19 protein-coding genes and 1 pseudogene are annotated in these 19,892 nt (G+C 73.6%); 14 read left to right on the plus strand and 6 right to left on the minus strand.

Annotated elements, in window-relative coordinates; all coding sequences use genetic code 11:
• Positions 1 to 213 precede the first annotated feature (213 nt).
• The 5 genes from ABZV94_RS23270 (at position 214) to ABZV94_RS23290 (ending at position 5,821) form a co-directional block, all read left to right on the plus strand.
• Positions 214 to 1,488 (plus strand): sugar ABC transporter substrate-binding protein, encoded by a 1,275-nt coding sequence (locus ABZV94_RS23270; protein ID WP_356343177.1) that lies wholly within the window; start codon positions 214 to 216, stop codon positions 1,486 to 1,488.
• A gap of 11 nt (positions 1,489 to 1,499) precedes the next feature.
• Positions 1,500 to 2,453 carry a sugar ABC transporter permease gene (locus ABZV94_RS23275; protein ID WP_356343179.1) on the plus strand — a complete coding sequence of 318 codons (954 nt, stop codon included), beginning with the start codon at positions 1,500 to 1,502 and terminating at the stop codon, positions 2,451 to 2,453.
• A gap of 5 nt (positions 2,454 to 2,458) precedes the next feature.
• Positions 2,459 to 3,286 (plus strand): carbohydrate ABC transporter permease, encoded by an 828-nt coding sequence (locus tag ABZV94_RS23280; RefSeq protein WP_356343181.1) that lies wholly within the window; start codon positions 2,459 to 2,461, stop codon positions 3,284 to 3,286.
• A 32-nt stretch (positions 3,287 to 3,318) separates the two neighbouring features.
• Complete coding sequence (locus ABZV94_RS23285; protein WP_356343183.1) at positions 3,319 to 4,716, plus strand: GH1 family beta-glucosidase; 1,398 nt, start codon at positions 3,319 to 3,321, stop codon at positions 4,714 to 4,716.
• Between the two features lie 118 nt (positions 4,717 to 4,834).
• Positions 4,835 to 5,821 (plus strand): NAD-dependent epimerase/dehydratase family protein, encoded by a 987-nt coding sequence (locus ABZV94_RS23290; RefSeq protein WP_356343185.1) that lies wholly within the window; start codon positions 4,835 to 4,837, stop codon positions 5,819 to 5,821.
• Positions 5,822 to 5,830: 9 nt separating this feature from the next.
• Here ABZV94_RS23290 and ABZV94_RS23295 read toward each other — a convergent pair whose 3' ends face one another.
• Together ABZV94_RS23295 and ABZV94_RS23300 are read right to left on the minus strand one after the other, a co-directional pair.
• Positions 5,831 to 6,940, minus strand: coding sequence for a HAMP domain-containing sensor histidine kinase (locus ABZV94_RS23295; protein WP_356343187.1), 1,110 nt, complete (start codon positions 6,938 to 6,940; stop codon positions 5,831 to 5,833).
• 1 nt (position 6,941) lies between these two features.
• Positions 6,942 to 7,724, minus strand: coding sequence for a response regulator transcription factor (locus ABZV94_RS23300; protein ID WP_356343189.1), 783 nt, complete (start codon positions 7,722 to 7,724; stop codon positions 6,942 to 6,944).
• Positions 7,725 to 7,848: 124 nt separating this feature from the next.
• On the opposite strand from ABZV94_RS23300, the gene ABZV94_RS23305 reads away from it, so the two are divergent.
• The 3 genes from ABZV94_RS23305 to ABZV94_RS23315 are packed head-to-tail and all read left to right on the plus strand — an operon-like array spanning position 7,849 to position 9,970.
• A complete protein-coding gene (locus ABZV94_RS23305; protein ID WP_356343191.1) occupies positions 7,849 to 8,553 on the plus strand; it encodes a glycosyltransferase family 2 protein in 705 nt (234 codons plus the stop codon).
• Entirely contained in the window at positions 8,550 to 9,182 is a 633-nt protein-coding gene (locus tag ABZV94_RS23310; RefSeq protein WP_356343193.1) for a DUF2064 domain-containing protein, read from the plus strand. Before ABZV94_RS23305 ends, ABZV94_RS23310 begins: the two co-directional genes overlap by 4 nt.
• Positions 9,179 to 9,970, plus strand: a complete 792-nt coding sequence (locus ABZV94_RS23315) for a methyltransferase domain-containing protein (protein ID WP_356343195.1) — start codon at positions 9,179 to 9,181, stop codon at positions 9,968 to 9,970. The genes ABZV94_RS23310 and ABZV94_RS23315 overlap by 4 nt, the downstream gene beginning before the upstream one ends.
• 313 nt (positions 9,971 to 10,283) lie before the next feature.
• Here ABZV94_RS23315 and ABZV94_RS23320 read toward each other — a convergent pair whose 3' ends face one another.
• Positions 10,284 to 11,549, minus strand: coding sequence for a molybdopterin-dependent oxidoreductase (locus ABZV94_RS23320; RefSeq protein ID WP_356343197.1), 1,266 nt, complete (start codon positions 11,547 to 11,549; stop codon positions 10,284 to 10,286).
• Positions 11,550 to 11,665: 116 nt separating this feature from the next.
• Between ABZV94_RS23320 and ABZV94_RS23325 the strand changes: the two genes are divergently transcribed.
• Positions 11,666 to 13,015, plus strand: coding sequence for a hypothetical protein (locus tag ABZV94_RS23325; RefSeq protein WP_356343213.1), 1,350 nt, complete (start codon positions 11,666 to 11,668; stop codon positions 13,013 to 13,015).
• Positions 13,016 to 13,370: 355 nt separating this feature from the next.
• On the opposite strand, the gene ABZV94_RS23330 is transcribed toward ABZV94_RS23325, so the two are convergent.
• Positions 13,371 to 14,108 carry a chaplin family protein gene (locus tag ABZV94_RS23330; RefSeq protein WP_356343199.1) on the minus strand — a complete coding sequence of 246 codons (738 nt, stop codon included), beginning with the start codon at positions 14,106 to 14,108 and terminating at the stop codon, positions 13,371 to 13,373.
• A 252-nt stretch (positions 14,109 to 14,360) separates the two neighbouring features.
• Between ABZV94_RS23330 and ABZV94_RS23335 the strand changes: the two genes are divergently transcribed.
• Complete coding sequence (locus ABZV94_RS23335) at positions 14,361 to 16,019, plus strand: catalase (protein ID WP_356343201.1); 1,659 nt, start codon at positions 14,361 to 14,363, stop codon at positions 16,017 to 16,019.
• A gap of 38 nt (positions 16,020 to 16,057) precedes the next feature.
• Here ABZV94_RS23335 and ABZV94_RS23340 read toward each other — a convergent pair whose 3' ends face one another.
• Positions 16,058 to 16,915, minus strand: coding sequence for an MBL fold metallo-hydrolase (locus ABZV94_RS23340; protein ID WP_356343202.1), 858 nt, complete (start codon positions 16,913 to 16,915; stop codon positions 16,058 to 16,060).
• Between the two features lie 275 nt (positions 16,916 to 17,190).
• Here ABZV94_RS23340 and ABZV94_RS23345 point away from each other — a divergent pair, with 275 nt between their 5' ends.
• From ABZV94_RS23345 to ABZV94_RS23360, 4 genes are all read left to right on the plus strand, one after another.
• Positions 17,191 to 17,751, plus strand: a complete 561-nt coding sequence (locus tag ABZV94_RS23345; RefSeq protein ID WP_356343204.1) for a DUF2243 domain-containing protein — start codon at positions 17,191 to 17,193, stop codon at positions 17,749 to 17,751.
• The gene (locus tag ABZV94_RS23350; RefSeq protein WP_356343206.1) at positions 17,751 to 18,596 is read left to right on the plus strand and encodes a cytochrome c oxidase assembly protein; all 846 of its coding nucleotides are present in this window, start codon (positions 17,751 to 17,753) and stop codon (positions 18,594 to 18,596) included. The genes ABZV94_RS23345 and ABZV94_RS23350 overlap by 1 nt, the downstream gene beginning before the upstream one ends.
• Before the next feature lie 78 nt (positions 18,597 to 18,674).
• Positions 18,675 to 19,163, plus strand: a complete 489-nt coding sequence (locus ABZV94_RS23355) for a MarR family transcriptional regulator (protein WP_356343208.1) — start codon at positions 18,675 to 18,677, stop codon at positions 19,161 to 19,163.
• Positions 19,160 to 19,609, plus strand: coding sequence for a MarR family transcriptional regulator (locus tag ABZV94_RS23360; protein WP_356343210.1), 450 nt, complete (start codon positions 19,160 to 19,162; stop codon positions 19,607 to 19,609). The genes ABZV94_RS23355 and ABZV94_RS23360 overlap by 4 nt, the downstream gene beginning before the upstream one ends.
• Positions 19,610 to 19,692: 83 nt before the next feature.
• Here the strand turns inward: ABZV94_RS23360 and ABZV94_RS23365 are convergent.
• Positions 19,693 to 19,892: pseudogene (locus ABZV94_RS23365) on the minus strand (M56 family peptidase); the annotation flags it as partial.

The following is a 19,892-nucleotide window of genomic DNA, read 5'->3' on the forward strand; positions in this document are numbered from 1 at the left end:
TACACAGGGGAAATCGTCGTCACACCCGTCTCTTGTCACTATCAGCGCGCTGACCTCGCCTTTTGTTATCGAGTTCGCGCGCGTGACTTCGCTGTGTGCCCGGACGAACACGCCCGGGGGTCTAGCGTGACACCCGGGGAGTGACGTATTAGTCATCAGGCCAAACAAAAGCCCCGGCGACGAAGCCGGGCACACGACAGCAAGGGCCGCAGCATGTCGAAGCGCTTCAATCGCATTCCTGAGAGGTCTCCGGCCGCCGGGCGCCGGGGACGCTCCCGCAGGGCCGTGGCACCACTCACCGCCGTGACGGTCCTGGTCGCCGGGGCGGCCCTGACCGGATGCGGTCAGCAGCGCGACGGTGACGTCTACACGGTGATGAACTCCTCGACCGACGAGACCTACCACCGCTGGGACGCCGAGGCGATGGCCCGCTGCGGCGAGCGGCTCGGCGTCACCATCGAGCAGCAGAGCGTCCCGGCCGCGCAGGTGATGACGAAGGCGCTGCGCATGGCGTCGTCGAGGTCGCTGCCCGACATCGTCCAGTTCGACGCCTCGGAGATGCCGACGTTCGCCGAGGCCGGCGGCCTGACCGACCTCAGGACACTCGGCCTGAGCACCCGGGACATCCCCCAGGGCATCGTCAACTTCGGCTCGTACAAGGGGACGTACTACGGCGCCGCCCGGTCGGTGAACACCCTGGCGCTGTTCTACAACAAGGACGTCCTCGACCGGGCCGGCGTGAAGGTCCCCACCACCTGGGCCGAGCTGCGCGCGGCCGCGAAGAAGCTCACCGCGGGCAAGCGGTACGGGCTGGCGCTCAGCGCGGGCGGCGCGGAGGACGGCGTCTTCCAGTTCACGCCGTTCATGTGGTCCAACGGCGGCGACGAGACGAAGCTGGACAGCCCGCAGGTCGCCGGCGCGCTCGACTACTGGAAGGCCCTGCTGGCGGACGGCTCGCTGTCGAAGTCGACGGTCAGCTGGACGCAGGCGGACGTCAACGACCAGTTCATGGCCGGCAACGCCGCGATGATGATCAACGGCCCCTGGCAGGTCGAGACGCTCAACACGAAGAAGTCACTGCACTGGGGCATCGCGAAGATCCCGGTTCCCCGGCCGGGAGCGCCCTCCGTCGGCCCGCTGGGCGGTGCCGTGCTCACCGTGCCGAACACCGGTGACAAGGCGCGGGAGAAGCGGGCCGGCGAGATCGTCGCCTGTCTGGCGAGCCGGAGGGAACAGCTGACCTACGCGCTCAACAGCTGGATGGTCCCGGCGAACGCCAAGGCCGCCGCCGTGTGGCGCAAGCGGGTGCCCGAGCTGGACGCGCTCGCCGACCAGGTGGCCGCCGCCCGGTCCCGCACCGCCAAGCTCGGCGCCGGCTGGCCGAGCGTGTCGCTCGCCCTGCAGAGCGCCTTCCAGTCCGCCCTGACCGGCCAGTCCAGCGAGGCCGCCCTGAAGCGCGCCCAGCAGCGGGCCACGAGCGGGAACTGAGGTAAGCCACCATGACCACGTCCATCGTCACCGCCCAGGCGCCCGGGAAGGCGTCCAGGACGGCCGCCGCGCCGGACCCGGCCCGGCTGCGCCGCCGCCGCAGACTGGCCCAGTGGGGGTTCGTCGCCCCCGCGGTCGTCTTCATGCTGCTGTTCTTCGGCTATCCGCTCGTCCGCAACGTCGTGATGAGCTTCCAGCACTTCACCCCGAAGACGTTCTTCACCGGTGAGGCGCCGTTCAACGGCGCCGACAACTGGTCGAACGTGTTCCAGGACCCGCTGTTCGGCAAGGCGCTCTGGCACACCCTGGTCTTCACCGCCGGCTCGCTGCTCGGCCAGTTCTGCATCGGGCTGGCGCTCGCGGTGTTCTTCAGCCGCCGCTTCCCGCTGAACGGTGTCCTGCGGTCCCTGATCCTGCTGCCCTGGCTGGTGCCCATGGTGGTGTCCGGCATCGTGTGGCGCCGCATCCTCGACCAGGACACGGGCGTCCTGAACTCGTTCCTCGACACGCTGGGCCTCGGCGGCCACACCCCGTGGCTGACCAGCCCCGGCATGGCCCTGCTGTCGGTGATCCTGGTCAACATCTGGATCGGCATCCCGTTCAACATGGTCATCCTCTACGGCGGTCTCCAGGAGATCCCCACGGAGCTGTACGAGGCCGCCTCCCTGGACGGCGCCTCCGCCTGGCGGACGTTCCGCTCCATCACCCTGCCGCAGCTCAGGCCCGTGATCACCGTCGTCCTCGTGCTCGGGTTCATGTCGACGGTGAAGATCCTCGACCTGATCCTCGCCCTCACCGACGGCGGCCCGGCCGACGCCACCCAGACCCTGGGCACGCTGACCTACCAGAACTCCTTCGTACGGCTCGACTTCGGCGCGGGCGCGGTCGTCGGCAACGTACTCATCCTTGTCTCCGCGGTGTTCGCGGTGTTCTACCTGCGGGCCAACCGCACCGAGGGGAAGTGACGTCCATGGCCGCTCGCACGCCCACGACATCCGGGCGCCGCTGGGGTTCCACCATCGCCGGTGTGCTCATCCTGTGCGTGATGCTGTTCCCGCTGTACTGGATGCTCAACACCGCCCTCCAGCCCGCCTCGGGTCTGCTCCAGGTCGACCCGGTGCCCGGCAGCCTGGACCTGTCCGGCTTCTCCAAGGCCCTGGACGACCAGGGCGGTCACCTGCTGACCTCCCTGGTGGTGTCGCTCGGCGCGGTCGTCATCTGCCTGGCGGTGTCCGCCCCGGCGGCCTACGGGCTGGCCCGGTTCGGCCTGCGCGGCTCGCGGACGATCGTGTTCGGCACGCTGATCACCCAGATGGTGCCGGGCATCGTCATCGCCAACGCGCTCTACAACTCGTACGTCGACCTCGGCCTGGTCAACTCCTACTTCGGCCTGATGCTGGCGGACGCCTCGCTCGGCATCCCGTTCTCGATCGTGCTGATGCGGTCCTTCATGGTGTCGATCCCGGGTGAGGTCATCGAGGCGGCGCAGATGGACGGCGCCGGGCCGGTGCGGACGTTCCTGCGGGTGGTGCTGCCGATGAGCCGCAACTCCCTGATCACATCCGGCCTGTTCGCCTTCCTCTTCTCGTGGAGCGACTTCATGTTCGCCCTCACGCTGAACACCACGGACGACGTCAAGCCGGTCACGCTGGGCATCTACCAGTACATCGGCGCGCACGTCGGCGACTGGGGCTCGGTGATGGCCGCGTCCGTGCTGTCCGCCGTGCCCGCCGCGATCCTGCTCGTGCTCGCCCAGAAGTACATCGCCGCCGGCATCACCGGCGGTTCCGTCAAGTGACCCGCCCCACCGCACCCCTGGAAACGGCCTCCATGACTGACTTCCCCGACGCCACCGGCTTCCCCGGCTTCCCGCCCGGCTTCGTCTTCGGTGCCGCGACGGCCTCGTACCAGATCGAGGGCGCGGCGCGGGAGGACGGCCGCGGACCGTCGATCTGGGACACCTACAGCCACACGCCGGGCCGGACGGCGAACGGCGACACCGGAGACGTGGCCTGCGACCACTACCACCGCTACCGGGAGGACGTGGCGCTGCTGCGCGACCTGGGCGTGGACTCGTACCGCTTCTCCATCGCCTGGCCGCGGATCGTGCCCGACGGATCCGGTCCGGTGAACCCGAAGGGGCTGGACTTCTACTCCCGGCTCGTCGACGAACTGCTCGCGGCCGGCATCGAGCCGGCCGCCACCCTCTACCACTGGGACCTGCCGCAGGCCCTGGAGGACCGGGGCGGCTGGCGGGTGCGGGAGACGGCGGAGCGGTTCGCCGAGTACACGGCTGTCGTCGCCGAGCACCTGGGCGACCGGGTGCCGCGCTGGATCACCCTCAACGAGCCGTGGTGCAGCGCCTTCCTCGGCTACTCCGTGGGCCGGCACGCCCCCGGCGCGCGGGAGGGCCGGGGCGCGCTGGCCGCCGCGCACCACCTGCTGGTCGGCCACGGCCTGGCCGTCGACGCGCTGCGGGCGGCCGGGGCGCGCGAGGTCGGCATCACGCTCAACCTCGACCGCAACCTGCCGGCCGGCGACTCCCCCGCCGACCGCGCGGCCGTGGTCCGCGCCGACACGCAGCACAACCTGGTGTGGACCGAGCCGATCCTCGCGGGCCGCTACCCGGCCACCGAGGAGGAGACCTGGGGCGAGCTGATCACCGGCGCGGACTTCCGGCGGGACGGCGACCTGGAACTGATCTCCCGGCCGCTGGACTTCCTCGGCGTCAACTACTACCGGCCCATCGTGGTCGCCGACGCCCCGCACCGCGAGGCCGACCCGGCCCGGCGGGTGGCCACGGACAACCGCTACACGGAGGTCGGGTTTCCGGACGTGCGCCACACGGCGATGGGCTGGCCGGTGGTCCCCGGCTCCTTCACCGACCTGCTGGTGCAGCTCAAGGAGCGGTACGGGGACGCGCTGCCGCCCCTCCACATCACGGAGAACGGCTCGGCGGAGGACGACACGCTCTCCGCCGACGGCGCGGTGCACGACACCGACCGGGTGGCCTACCTGCGCGACCACCTCGGCGCGCTGCGCGCCGCGATGGACGCCGGCGTCGACGTCCGCGGCTACTACGTCTGGTCGCTGCTGGACAACTTCGAGTGGGCCTTCGGCTACGACAAGCGCTTCGGGATCGTCCGGGTCGACTACGACACCCAGCGGCGCACACCGAAGGACAGCTACCACTGGTACAAGGCGATGATCGCGGCACAGCGGAGGTGAGCCGAGCGGCGGCGCGCCGCTGAACCGCCTCCCCGTTCCGGCGCGCCCCGTCTTACGGAGCGGTGACGTGCGGGCGCGGCCCGCCGGCCCGGTGCGGCGGCGGGCCTAGCGTGGGGGCATGCGGGTACTGGTCACCGGCGGCGCCGGGTTCATCGGGTCTCATGTGGTGGAGGCGCTGGCGGCGCGCGGGCACGAGGCGGTCGTCTTCGACGTGCGTACGGATCCGGCCGCCGACGTGCGCGATCCCGTCGCGGTCGGGCGCGCCGTGACCGGCGTGGACGCCGTCTGCCACCAGGCCGCGATGGTCGGGCTCGGGGCGGGGTTCGGGGACGCGGTGGAGTACGTCTCCCGCAACGACCTGGGCACCGCCGTCCTCCTCACCGCCATGGCGGAGGCCGGGGTACGGCACCTGGTGCTGGCCGGGTCGATGGTCGTGTACGGCGAGGGGCGGTACGTGTGCCCGCGCGACGGGGTCGTACGGCCGGGACCGCGGGCCGTCGCCGATCTGGACGCGGGGCGGTTCGAGCCGAGGTGCCCGGTGTGCGGCGCGGAGCTGGCCCCCGGGCTGGTCCGCGAGGACGCGCCGGCCGATCCGCGCAACGTGTACGCCACGACCAAGCTGGCGCAGGAGCACCTGGCCGCCGCCTGGGCCCGGTCGACCGGTGGGTCCGCGGTGTCGCTGCGCTACCACAACGTCTACGGGCCCCGGATGCCCCGCGACACGCCCTACGCCGGCGTCGCCTCCTTCTTCCGGTCCGCGCTCGCCCGGGGCGAGGCGCCGCGCGTCTTCGAGGACGGGCGGCAGCGCCGGGACTTCGTGCACGTCCGGGACGTGGCCGCGGCCGACGTCCTGGCGCTGGAGGCGGGGTCCGCGCCGGGCGCGCTGACCGTGTACAACACCGGCAGCGGCGAGCCGCACACGGTCGGGGAGATGGCCCGCGCGCTGGCCGACGCCCACGGCGGTCCCGCACCGGTCGTCACCGGGGAGTACCGGCTGGGCGACGTGCGGCACATCACCGCCGACTCCTCGCGGCTGCGGGCCGAGCTGGGCTGGAAGCCGGAGGTCGGCTTCCAGGAGGGCATGCGGGAGTTCGCGGGCGCCTAGGACCTGGCCCTAGAGAGCCGCCGGGAGCGTGACCTCGAAGCGGCAGCCGCCGGGGATGTTGCGGACGGTGGCCCGGCCCTGGTGGGCCTCCACGATGCCGCGCACGATGGCGAGGCCCAGGCCCGCGCCGGACGGCGGGGTGCGGGCGTGGCTGCCGCGCCAGCCGGTGTCGAACACGCGGGGCAGGTCCTCCTCCGGGATGCCGCCGCAGCCGTCCGTCACGGAGAGCACCACGCCGTCGGGCGAGCGCTCGGCGGCGACGGCGACGGTGCCGTCGGCGGGCGTCCGGCGGATGGCGTTGACCAGCAGGTTGCCCAGGACGCGGCTCATCTCCTTGGCGTCCACCTCGACCGGGACCGGCTCCACCCGGTCGCCGACCAGCCGTACGCCGTGGGCGCGGGCGAGCGGGTCGGCTCCCGCGAGGGCGTCGCCGACGAGGTCGTAGAGCGAGATCCGGGACGGGGTCAGCGCGAGCGTGCCGGCGTGGATGCGGGAGAGTTCGAAGAGGTCGCCGACCATGTCGTTGAGGCGCTCGACCTCGGCGCGGATCTGCTTCAGGTAGCGGCCGGGGTCGTCGGCGACGCCGTCCTCCAGCGCCTCCGACATGGCGCGCAGCCCGGCGAGCGGGGTGCGCAGGTCGTGGGAGATCCAGGCGACGAGTTCCCGGCGTGAGGTCTCCAGCAGGCGTTCCCGTTCCCGGGATTCGGCGAGTCTCGCGCTGGTGGCGGCCAGCTCCCGGCTCAGTTCGGCCAGTTCGGCGGTGGCCGGGCCCTCGGGGGCGGCGAAGTCGCCGGCCTCGCCGAACGAGCGTGCCGCCATGGCGAGTTCGTGACTGCGGGCGACGACCCAGCGGCCCAGGACCAGTGCGGTCGCCAGGGAGACCACGGCCGCCATGGCGACGACCGTCGTGACCACGGTCAGGTCGTGGGCGGACAGGAACATCGCCCAGGCGACCGCGAGGGTGCCGGCGAGCACGCCGCCCACGCCGACCGCCGCGATCACGGCGAGGGACACGGTGAGCGAGCGGCGCCGCAGCAGCCGCAGCGCGGCGGCCCCGGCCAGGCCCGTGACGGCGGCCCCGGCGAAGGCGAGCACGGCGATGAGGACGGTGTCGCGCACGTCAGCCCTGCCCTTCCGCGCCGCCCGGCTCGAAGCGGTAGCCGACGCCCCACACGGTCTGAATCAGGCGCGGCCGGGCGGGGTCGTCCTCGACCTTGCCGCGCAGCCGGCGGATGTGGACCGTGACGGTGGACAGGTCGCCGAAGTCCCAGCCCCACACCTCCCGCATCAGGTCCTCCCGGCTGTACGCCCGCCCCGGGTGCCGCAGGAAGAACGCGAGGAGGTCGAACTCCCGGAGGGTGAGGGCGAGTTCGGTGCCGTTCTTGGTGGCGCGGCGGGCGGCCGGGTCGACGGTGACACCGGCCGCGGCCAGCGGGCCGGTGCCCGTGCCGGGCAGCGCGCGGCGCAGCACCGACTGCACCCGCAGGACCAGTTCACGGGGGCTGAACGGCTTGGTCACGTAGTCGTCGGCGCCGACCTCCAGACCCGTGATGCGGTCGTCCTCGTCCCCGCGGGCGGTGAGCATGACGACGGGGACGGGGGCCCGTGCGCGCAGCCGCCGGCAGACCTCCAGGCCGTCCATGCCGGGCAGCATCAGGTCGAGCACCACCAGGTCCGGCCAGTGGGCGGCGGCGCGGGCGAGGGCGGTGGGGCCGTCGGCGGCGCGGTCGACCGTGTATCCGGCGCGGCCGAGGTATCCCGCGACGATCTCGGCGACGGTCGCGTCGTCGTCCACGACCAGGACCCGGGCGGCACCGGGGGCTGACCGGGGGGCCGGTGCGGCGGTGTCGGGTGCGGTCCCGTCCAGGGCCGGGCGTCCGGCGGGCATGTGCGGCTGCTGCATGCCTCCAGCCTGGCACCGGGCCGTGGCGGGTGTCGCACTCGCGGCCGGGTCCGGGCCCCGACGTCCGCGTTTCGTAAGCAACGCTGGTCCGATATGTCCGCTTCCCGTTCGTAGGGTGAACGGCGTGACCCCCTCATCTCCCTCATCGGCGGCGAGCGTGGACGTGGTGCTGCCCTGCCTGGACGAGGCGGAGGCCCTGCCCTGGGTGCTCGCCCGGATCCCGGCGGGCTGGCGCGCCCTCGTCGTCGACAACGGCTCCACGGACGGCTCGGCGGACATCGCCCGCGCGCTCGGCGCGACCGTCGTGCACGAGCCGCGGCGCGGTTTCGGCGCCGCCTGCCACGCCGGGCTGACCGCCGCCACCGCCGACGTCGTCTGCTTCTGCGACTGCGACGCCTCCCTGGACCCCGGGCACCTGGTGCCCTTCGTCCGGGAAGTCCTCGACGGCCGCGCCGACCTGGTCCTGGGCCGGCGGCGGGCGCGGACCCGGGGTGCCTGGCCCGCCCACGCCCGGGCCGGCAACCTGGCGCTCGCTCGGCTGCTGCGCCGCCGTACCGGGCTACGGCTGCACGACCTCGGTCCGCTGCGCGCCGCCCGCCGCGAGCCGCTGCTGGCGCTCGGCCTCAGCGACCGGCGCAGCGGATATCCGCTCCAGATGGTGGTGCGCGCGGCCGACGCGGGCTGGCGGATCGCCGAGCACGACGTGCCGTACCTGCCGCGCGCCGGCACCTCCAAGGTCACGGGCACCTGGCGCGGCACCTGGCAGGCGGTGCGGGACATGAGCCGCGTGCTGGCCGAGCCGCCGGCCGGCGGGAGGACCGCACCGTGACCACGCTGCTCGTCATCGCCAAGGAACCGCGTCCGGGGCGGGTCAAGACGCGGCTCACCCCGCCGTTCACCCCCGCCGAGGCGGCGGCGCTCGCCGAGGCCGCGCTCGCCGACACCCTGCACGCGGTCGCGGCGGCCCCCGCCACCCGGCGCGTCCTGGTGCTGGACGGGAGCCCCGGCCCCTGGCTGCCGCCCGGCTTCGACGTCGTACCGCAGTGCGCGGGCGGGCTGGACCTGCGGCTGGCCGACGCGTTCGCGCGGTGCGCCGGTCCCGCCCTGCTCATCGGCATGGACACCCCGCAGGTGACCCCGGAACTGCTCACCGTGGACTTCGCCGGGTACGACGCGTGCTTCGGTCCCGCGGAGGACGGCGGCTTCTGGGCGCTGGGGCTCGCCGAGCCCGATCCCGCCCTGCTGCGGGGCGTGCCCATGTCGACGCCGTGGACGGGTGCCGTCCAGCGGCGGCGGCTGGTGGCCTCCGGTCTGCGGGTGCGCGAGCTGCCCCGGCTGCGGGACGTGGACACGGCCGCGGACGCGGTGGCGGTCGCCGCCCGGGCGCCGCACGGCCGTTTCGCTGCCCGGCTGGCCCGGTGCACGGCGCGCACCGCCGGACCGGGGACCGGCCGGTGAGCACCCGCGGCGACCGGTCGAGGGGCACTCCGCCGGTCGTCGCCTGGGCCGCGGCCGATCCCTACGCCGTCGCCCTGCGCACCGGGCGCGGCCCGCTGTTCCTGCGCCGGACGGACGGCTGGCTGCTGCCGCTGGAGGTCGAGCGCTGGTGCGCGCGGGCCGACCCGGTCGACCGGGCGGTGCTGGACCGGTGCGAGGGTGCCGTGCTCGACGTCGGCTGCGGACCGGGGCGGCTGGTGGCGGAGCTCGCCGCCCGGGGCCGTACCGTCCTCGGCATCGACGTCAGCGAGGCCGCCGTCGACCACACCGTGCGGCTCGGCGGCCAGGCCCTGCGGCGCTCGGTGTTCGACCCGCTGCCCGGCGAGGGACGCTGGGGCACCGTGCTGCTCATGGACGGCAACGTCGGCATCGGCGGTGATCCGCGCGCCCTGCTGGGCCGGGTGGCCCGGCTGCTGCGGCCCGGCGGTCTGCTGATCGCCGAGACGGCCGCGGTGGACGTCGACGAACGCTCCGAGGTGCAGGTCGTCGACGGCACCGACGTGGAGACGGGCGGCCATGGCGTCTTCCCGTGGGCGCGGCTCGGCACGCCGGCCCTGTTGCGGTACGCGGGCCGCGCGGGCTGGCGGGCCGCCGGTCAGTGGACGGCCGGCGGACGCCGCTTCGTCGCCCTGCGCAGTCGCAGCCCGCGCAGCGCCAGCAGCAGCGCGGAGCCGGCGAACAGCACCGCGCTGATCAGCAGCCAGCGGGTGAGGAAGCCGTCCGCCGACAGGCCGGTGGCGGACCGGTAGGGGCGGTCCACCATGCCGGTGATCAGCGGGAACCACACGAGCAGCAGCAGAGCGGACAGGGCGGCCGGGACCCGGACGTACATCGTCCGCTCCCGCCGCCCGGCGGCGCCGAGAGCACGGACGACCGCCCGGTCCGCCACCGCGTACAGCGGCAGCAGCACCAGATCGTGCAGCAGCGCCGCGCCCACCAGCCACAGCGCCACGGCCTGCCAGTCGCCCGCGAACAGCCGCACACCGGCATAGCCGGCGAGCGCGAAGGAGCAGGCCAGCAGGAGGATCTGGAAGGGGCTGCCGAGCCTCGGGCGCGGGCGCATCACAGCTCTCCGAAGGTCAGCCGGGCCACCCACTTGGTGTTGAGCACACCGGGCGCCGCGGGCACGATGATCCGCGCCGGGTGGCCGTGGTCGGGGGACAGGTCCTCGCCGTTGACGTACAGGGCGAGCAGGGAGCGCGGGTCGGCCACCTGGTTGGCGCGCAGGGCGGCCCGGCGGAAGGCCCCGTGCCGCTGGAGCGACTCCACGAAGAGGTCCGGCGGGTCGCCGTCGTAGCCGACCAGCGCGGCGAGGTCGCGCAGCCGCACCCCGCGCCACCACTGGTCCTCCGTCGACCAGCCCTCGACGCAGGCGATGGGCAGTGCCGAGCTGTGCAGCGGCAGCCGGAGCAGCTGGGCGCGGCTGAGGCGGACCGTTCCGGTGCGGCCGGTGACGACGAGCCGCCACGCCTCCTCGCCGGTCTCCGCCGCGTCGATCCCGGCGTAGGCGGCCGTCTTGTTGATCTGGAAGCCGTTCGGTCCGCTGCCGGGGTCGGCTCCGCCGTGCGGTGCGAGGAGGGCGGTGCGCCGCAGCGCGCCCCCGATGCTCTGGCCGGCGGTGGTGACCAGGAGCAGCAGCGAGGCACCCCCGACGAACCCCAGCGCCCCGCGCCGTGACACGGTCGCAGGCAGCGGGCGGGGGGACACCAGCTCCCCCGGCTCCGGCGTGCGGGACACGGACTCCCCTCGCCGCTCGCGCCGCCAGCGCAGGCTTCGTACGGCGGTCGGCAGTTTCAGCGCCGCGTGCGCCACGAACGCGGCGAAGAACACCCAGGCTCCGTAGAAGTGCAGCGGGTAGAAGGAGCCGGGGAAGACGTAGTCGAGCTGGACGTTGAGGACGCCGGTGGTGAACTCGAACAGCCCGCCGCCGACGAGGAGGAGCAGGGAGATCCGCTCCAGGGCGTGCGCGAGGGAGCGGGCCGGGGGCAGGGCGAACAGCCTGGGCACGACCGACCAGAGCTTGGCGAGCAGCACCGGGATCAGGGTGATGCCGAGGGTGACGTGCAGGCCCTGGGTGAGCCGGTACAGCCAGTACGGGTTCGTCGGCCAGGCGAAGAGGTAGAAGCCCAGGACGCCCTTGTCCGGCGTCTGGTCGTTCACCCGTGCGAGGCCCGGGTTGTAGGCGGCGTAGGACACCAGACCCGTCACGAACAGCACCGTGATGCCCACCAGCAGCACGATGCCGAGCACCGAGGTGAACCAGGGACCGCGCAGCGGGCTGCGCCAGAATCCGGGTGAGGAGGGAAGCCGCGGGTCGTCGTCTCGCATGGTCCGACGGTAGGCCCGAACCAGCCCCCGACCGCGGTGGCGACCCATGACGAAACGCTGACGTCGGGCCGCTGGTCCCCTCGTCCCCCCGGTCGCCGCCCTAGCGTGCCGGTGTGATCCCTCCCCTCCGTGACCGGTATCCCGGCCTGCGCGCCGATCTGTGCGCCGCGTCGGCCGCCGCCCTGCTCGTCCTCGTCGCCGTGCTCGTCGGCCGGCACATCCAGGACACGCGGCGGACCCTGTTCGTGCACTGGCCGCCGCTGTTCGCCGACTGGGACCCGCATCTCGGCCCGGGCACCCCGGCCGCCGTCCTGGTGGCGGTCGCCGTGGTGGCCTGGGGGCCCGCGGTCGCCGCGCGGCTTCCATGGCGGGGGCTGCTCCTCGCGGCCTGGGCGACAGCCCTGGCCTGGACGTGGTCGCTGGCGCTGGTCGACGGCTGGCGGCGGGGTGTGGCCGGGCGGCTCACCACCCGCAACGAGTACCTGACGGTGATCGGCCGCTTCCACGACATTCCGGCCGCGCTGCGCGACTTCACCCAGCACATCGTGAGCGGCTCCCCCGCCCCCTGGCCGGCGCACATCGCCGGGCATCCCCCGGCGGCCACCCTCACCTTCGTCCTCCTGGACCGGGTGGGACTCGGCGGCGGCGGCTGGGCCGGGGCCTGGTGCGTCACCGTCGGAGCGACCGCCTGCGTGGCGGTGCTCGTGGCGGTGCGGGCGCTGGCCGACGAGCGCCTGGCCCGGCGGGCGGCGCCGTTCCTCGTCCTGGCCCCGGCCGCCGTGTGGGTGGGTGCATCGGCCGACGGGTACTTCGCGGCGGTCGCCGCGTGGTCGGTGGCCCTGCTGGCCCTGGCGGTCACCGGGCGGTCCGTGGCCTGGGCGGCGGGCAGCGGGCTGCTGTACGGCCTGACCTGCTACCTCTCCTACGGCCTGACGCTGTTCGTGCTGATCGGGGCGGCGGTGGTGGTGACGGGACGGCGCCGGGTCCGCAGGCGGCCGGTCCTCGCGCTCCTCTTCGCGGCCGGGGCGGCGGTCGTCCCGGCGGCGTTCACGCTCGCCGGGTTCGACTGGTGGGAGGGGTACCGGCTGCTGGTGACGCGCTACTACCAGGGCGTCGGCGGCATCCGCCCCTACGGCTACTGGGTGTGGGCCAACCTGGCCTGCACGGTGCTGATCACCGGCCTGGCCACGACGGCGGGGCTGCGGCGGACGGGCGTGTCCCTCCCCCGCCGCCGCACGGCGCCGACCGCCGAGTCCCGGCTGGCCCTCCTCGTGGCGGCGGCCCTGCTGGCCCTGCTGGCCGCCGACCTGTCCGGCATGAGCAAGGCGGAGACGGAGCGCATCTGGCTGCCCTTCGCGATGTGGCTGCTCCCGGCCTGCGCACTCCTCCCCCGCCCGCGCGCCTGGCTCACCGCCCAGGCGGCCCTGGCCCTCCTGCTGAACCACTTGCTGCTCACCGGCTGGTGAACCGCCCCCGGCGGGTTGGCGGGGAGGGGGTGAGGGTGGGGTCGGCCGATGAGGCGGGGTTCCGAGCAACCACGACCCGCGGGACGCCCCGCCCACGGGGGCCGAGCCGGCGGGAGCCCGCCGCACGCCGACCGGCGGGAGCATCCCCCCGCACGCCGACCCGGGCGGACCACTTCCCGGGAACGCCCCGGCAGACCGGACCAGGCACGGACGCCGGCCGGCGTGTCCGCCCCGCCGGCCCGGAGCCGCCCGGCCGAACGGCCCTCTGGGGGTCCCGGGTCCGCGCCTGTTCGGCCGGGGCGCCGCCGTGCCCGGCCGGAGTGCGCCCGGCCAGGGTGCCCTGTCGCCTCCGGGCTCAGGCCTCCCGGCTCGGCCTGCTCGTGCGGAAGCGGCGGTACAGGAGCGTTCCGCCCATCAGTGAGGCCAGGCCGGCGACGGCCGCCGTCCAGGTGGTCTCCGCTCCGGTCTGGGCGAGGGTGACGGGTGGCCGGTGCCGTACGACGGTCGGGGTCGGCTTCGGCGCCGGGTGGGTGACGGGCGGTTCCTGGGGCCGCGGGGGCTCGGAACGCACCGGTGGCGGGGTGACCCGCGTGGGCGGTTCCTGCGGCTTGGGCGGGGTGGTGGTCCGGCCGGGCTCCGCGGGCTGGTCGCCCGGGACGTCGGCGGACGTGTTGCCGAAGACGGGGTTGCCGACGCCGACCACGTTGACGCTGTTGCCGCTGACGTTCACGGGCAGATCGACCGGCAACTGGACGCCGTTGCCGGAGACCAGACCCGGCGAGTTCTTCGTGACGGCGTGGGCCGTCGCCCCACTCGGCTGCGCCGGGCGTACCTTCCCCCCGGCGTCGCCGCCGCCCTTGTTGGCGCACGCGTTGCCCATGGCGGGGTTGAGCAGACCCGCCACGTTCACGGTGTTCCCGCAGACGTTCACCGGGAGGTGCACCGGCAACTGGATGCCGTTGCCCGAGATCAGCCCGGGCGAGCCGCCCGCGGAACCGTCCGCGGCGGAGTCGGCGTGCACCGGCGCCGCCACTGCCATCGCGCCGGACGCGGCGACGATGGCGATCACACTGTTTCGGGTAGCCCGTTTCATCGGTTCCCTGCCCTTCCAGACACGGTTGCGGGCACTCACCCGCACCGGAGGAAACGCGGCCATAAACATGCAAGTTATGGGTTTTCAGCCTTTTGCCCTATACGGCGGACCGGTGGGCGCCCTCGCGCGGTCGGCGTACCCGAGAGCCGTACGGGGGTTCGGCACGGGCATGGCCGCGCGCCTTCGGGTACTCGGCCGGTGGTCGCGGCGACGCTTGTCGTATCACCTGTCCCGTTTCTAGGAGCCCTCGACATGACGGATGTAGCACGCACGGGTCCCGCCTCCGGAGACGACCGGAGGATCCTGACCAACCGACAGGGCCACCCCGTCCACGACAACCAGAACCAGCGCACCGTCGGCGCCCGTGGGCCCGCCACGCTGGAGAACTACCAGTTCCTGGAGAAGATCAGCCACTTCGACCGGGAACGGATCCCGGAACGGGTGGTGCACGCCCGCGGCGTGACGGCCTACGGCTTCTTCGAGGCGTACGGCGCCTGGGGCGACGAGCCGATCGCCCGCTACACGCGGGCGAAGCTGTTCCAGGAGCGCGGCAAGCGCACCGACGTCGCCGTCCGCTTCTCCACCGTCATCGGCGGCCGTGACTCCTCCGAGGCGGCGCGCGACCCCCGCGGTTTCGCCGTCAAGTTCTACACCGAGGACGGCAACTGGGACCTCGTCGGCAACAACCTGGGCGTCTTCTTCATCCGGGACGCCATCAAGTTCCCGGACGTCATCCACGCCCTGAAGCCGGACCCGGTGGACTTCGAGCAGAAGCCGAACCGGATCTTCGACTTCATGTCGCAGACGCCCGAGGCGATGCACATGCTGGTCAACCTGTTCAGCCCGCGCGGCATCCCGGCCGACTACCGCCACATGCAGGGCTTCGGCGTGAACACGTACAAGTGGGTGAACGCCGAGGGCAACACCGTGCTCGTGAAGTACCACTGGATGCCCAAGCAGGGCGTGCGCTCGATGACCGAGGAGGACGCGGCCAACGTCCAGGCCGGCTCCCTCGGTCACGCCACCAAGGACCTGTACGAGGCGGTCGGACGGGGCGAGTACCCCGAGTGGGAGCTGCTCGTGCAGGTCATGGAGGACCACGAGCACCCCGAACTCGACTTCGATCCGCTGGACGACACCAAGACCTGGCCGGAGCAGGACTTCCCGCCGAAGCCGGTGGGCCGGATGGTGCTGGACCGGATGCCGGAGAACTTCTTCGCGGAGAACGAGCAGATCTCCTTCGGCACGGGCGTGCTCGTCGACGGCCTGGACTTCTCCGACGACAAGATGCTCGTCGGCCGGACCTTCTCCTACAGCGACACCCAGCGCTACCGGGTGGGCCCGAACTACCTCCAGCTGCCGGTCAACCAGGCGAAGAGCGCCCGGGTGCGCACCAACCAGCGCGACGGGCTGATGACGTACCACGTCGACGGCGGCGGGGAGAACCCGAGCGTCAACTACGAGCCGTCGATCCGGGGCGGACTGCGCGAGGCGGAGTGTCCGGCGCACGACGAGCAGGGGCCCGAGATCCGGGGCCGGCTCACCCGCAAGCGCATCCCCCGCACCAACGACTACCTCCAGGCGGGCCAGCGGTACCTGCTCATGGAGCAGTGGGAGCGCGACGACCTGGTGCGCAACCTGGTGGGTCAGCTCTCCCGGTGCGACCGGCCCATCCAGGAGCGGATGGTGTGGCACTTCCTGCTGGTGGAGAACGACCTGGGGCTGCGGGTCGGCGAGGGCCTCGGCATCCGCCCGGAGGATGTCGCGGACCTGGAGCCGCTGGCCAGCCAGGACCTCACCGAGGAGGACAAGGAGCGGCTGGCGAACCTCGGCAAGAACCCGCCGCGGAATGTCGAGGGCCTCACCATGACGCACTGCGTCCCGGACGCGCGCCACGAGGTGACGAGGTGACCCGCTGAGCCGGCACCCCCGCCGGCCGGGAACACCGGTCAGCTGACGGCGGGTGCCGCGCCCGGCTCGGCCGCGAGCCGGGCGTGGTGCCCGCGCGGGCAGTGCACGATCCGGTCGCCGAGGCCGAGCCGGCCGGCCTCGGTCAGGAAGGCGGACAGGGGCGAGCGCATCACCGTGTACTCCTCGTAGTGCACGGGCAGGACGGCGCGGGGACCGAGGCGCCGGGCCAGTTCCGCTCCCTGCCGGCCGTCCATGGTGACCACGAAGCCGCCGGGGAGCGTGGTGCCGCCCAGGTGCAGGACGGCGAGGTCGGCGGCCGGGAAGCGGTGGGTGATCTCGTCGAGGCCGTCGTACGGCAGGGTGTCGCCGGAGACGTACAGCCGCAGCCGCGGCGGGCCGCCCGCCGGACCGAACTCGATCATGCTGCCCATCACCGGGGGCAGCAGTCCCCGCAGCACCGGATGCCCGGCGTGCCGTCCGGGCAGCGCCGTGACCGTGGCCTGGACCGGGCCCTGCCGGAGGGTGAATCCCCGCCAGGTGCGCAGACCGGCCACCCGCTCGCGTCCGTGCAGCACCTTCAGGCGGCGCGCGGCGTGCGGGGTGCTCAGCACCGGAACCGAGCGGTCCAGGTGCCGTCGGGACCGGCGGTCCCAGTGGTCCCCGTGCAGATGGGACAGCACGATCCCGTCGAGGCGGGGCAGGTCCTCCGGTTCCAGGGCGGGCTCGGTCAGGCGCCGGCTCAGCAGGCCGTTGCCGAGGTAGGCGTACTGGCCGAGGTGCAGGAAGTTCGGGTCGGTGAGCAGGGTCAGCGGCCCGTAGCGCAGCAGAACGGTCGCGTTGCCGAGGAAGTGCAGGTCGACCGTGTCGTCGGTGGGTCCGTCCGTGGTACCGGGCATGGGTTCCGCCGCCCTTCCGTCCGAGCCGTCGCAGCCACCCGTCCCTTCGCGGGTGTGCCGGGTTCCTCCCGTGGCGGGCGGGTACCCCTGGCGGCGGACGGCATGGGAGGACCCGTTCCGGCCGGCCGGTTCCGGTCGCCGTACCCCGCCTCCGCGCAGATGGCCGAGTGTGCCGCAGCGCCGGTGCGGGGGAGCTGGTAGCTCTCGTAGGGCAGCGCCGCCGTACCCGCTCGACCGAGGGAACCGACCGAGGGAACCGACCGAGACGAGGAGCGATGACGACCACCGTGCGCGAGACCGGAGCCGAGACCGCGCCGCCCGGCCTCCGACTGCCCGGCCTGCTGCTGGGAGTGGGGCTCGGCGGATTCGTCGACGGCATCCTGCTGCACCAGCTCCTGCGGTGGCACCACATGCTGACCAGCACCGACCACGACCACATCGGTGTGAGGTACTACGACCCCCACACCGTCTCCGGCCTGGAGATGAACACCGTGTGGGACGGCGTCTTCCACACCGTGTGCTGGCTCGCCGTCCTCGGCGGTCTCGCCGTCCTGTACGCCCGGGTGGCCACCGGCCGGCGCCGGGTGTGGGCCTCACGGGTCCTGTGGGGCTGGATCCTGTCCGGCTGGGGCCTGTTCAACCTGGTGGAGGGCGTCCTGGACCATCACGTCCTGGGCATCCACCATGTCCGCGGCGGCCCGCACCAGCTGTGGTGGGACATCGGCTTCCTCGTCCTCGGCGCGCTGCTGCTGGCGGGCGGCCTGCTGCTGCGGCGCGGCGCCCGCCCCTTCGATCCGGCCGTTCCCCGGGCCGCACGGCCGGGCCACGCCGTCTGATGGGCGACGGCACCCCGTACATGGACGGGCACATGCCGCCGATGCACACGCATCACGGCGGGAGCGGGGGCGTGCTGGAGATCCTGCTCCCGGTCCTGGCGATGTCGGCGTGCGCGGGCGGCTATCTGCTGCTGGTGCGCCGCGCCCGCCGCCGTAACCCCGTGCGGGGCTGGAACCCCTGGCGGACGGCCGGTTTCTGCGCGGGCCTCCTCCTGCTGGCGGCGGCGCTGCTGCCTCCCGTCGCCACGTTCGCCCACCGTGACTTCCGCGGCCACATGGCCCAGCACATGCTCATCGGCATGTACGCGCCGCTCGCCCTGGTGCTCGGCGCCCCGATGACCCTCGCGCTGCGCGCCCTGCCCGCACCCCGCGCCCGCCGCCTCAGCGCCTTCCTGCACAGCGGGCCGGCCCGCCCGCTCGCCCACCCGGTGACCGGCCTGCTGCTGTCCACCGGCAGCCTGGCGCTGCTGTACTTCACCCCGCTCTACGACGCCGTCACGGCGCGCCCGGCCGGACACTGGCTGCTGCACGCGCACTTCCTGCTGGCGGGCTGCCTGTTCGCGCACGCCGTCGCCGGGCCCGACCCCGCCCCGGCCCGTCCCGGTGTGCCCGCCCGGCTGGTCTTCCTGGGCTGCGCCATCGCGGTGCACGCGAGCCTCGCACAGCTGATGTACGGCGGTTTCCTGGTGGCCGTCGACGCTCCCGTCCCCCAGGTCCAGGGTGCCGCCGAGATCATGTACTACGGCGGTGACATCGCCGAACTCCTGCTGGCGGCGGCCCTGGTCGCCACTTGGCGCCCCGGGCGCGGCGGGGTCGCCAGTAACGTGGTGCGGCTCACTCCGTAGAGGAGGCGGGCCCTGGGATCCAGTGGCCGGTCTCGCACATAGTAGCCATGTACATAGTAGCCATGTACTGTATCCGTCATGAGCAAGGTGTCCGAAGGAGCCACGCCCGGTTTCCTGGTGTGGCGGCTGTCCATGAAGTGGCGGGTCGCGGTGGACCGCGCGGTGGCCCCGCTGGGGCTGACCCACGCGCAGTACTCCCTGGTGGCGTCGCTGTACGGCATGCAGCGCTCCGGGCTGCGTCCGAGCCAGCGCCGCCTCGCCGACCACACCGGCCTGGAGGCCCTGTACGTCTCCAAACTGGCCCGCGGCCTGGAGTCGGCCGGCCTCCTCGAACGCACCCGGGACCCGGCCGACCCGCGGGCGGTGCAGCTCGCGCTGACCGAACGGGGCCGGGAGACCACCCGGAAGGCGATCGACGTGGTCCAGGGCCTGCTGCGCCAGTTGCTGGCGCCCCTCGGCGGACCCGGCAGCCCCCGCGCCCAGGAGTTCGTCCGGGACCTGACGACCCTGCTCGACGCACCGCTTGACCCGTTCGGCACCACCGATCACGAGACGGAGCAGTCATGACCACCACAGCACCCCGCGTCGACAGCCGGGCCATCGGCCTCGCCCACTACGCCCTGCGCGCCGTACTGGAGCGCGTCCTCGCCCCGCACGGCATCTCCTTCCTGCAGTCCGTCACGCTGCGGCTCACGGCCGTCGCGGACGGGCCGGTCGAGCGGGCCGCCCTGGTGGACGGCGTCATCGGCACGGTGAAGGTCGACGAGGGCGACGCCCAGCGCGCGATCGAGGACCTGACGGCCGCCGGCCTGCTCGCCCCCGAGGGGCCCTCCGCCGTGCGCCTCACGGACGCGGGGCGTGCGGTGTACGCCACCAGCTCCGCCGAGGCCGCGACGGTCTCCGCCCGGCTGTACGCGGGCATCTCCGAGGAGGACCGGGCGGTGGCCGGCCGTGTGCTCACCCTGCTCACCGAGCGGGCCGACGCGGAACTGGCCGGCCCGCGGCAGCGGTAGGGCCGTCCGTCACCCGAGCGGTGCCCGCGGTCCGCGCCGGCGCCGGGCCACGCGGCCCGGACACGGCCGCCCGGGCTCGGTCGTCACAGCGGTGTCGCCGCGTGCAGGATCAGGAAGAGCGTGACGGCCGAGTTCGCCGACGACATCGCGGACACCAGCGCCCCGGCGGCGGCGCCCCAGGCGGCGAGGCCGACCGAGGTGAACGCCGACGGCCAGGTGCGGGCCGTGCCGGTCCACGGAGCCAAGCAGAGTGGTCCGGTCGATGAGGTCCTGCGGGATCGCG

This window comes from Streptomyces sp. NPDC004658, assembly GCF_040609555.1.
Classification (GTDB): domain Bacteria; phylum Actinomycetota; class Actinomycetes; order Streptomycetales; family Streptomycetaceae; genus Streptomyces.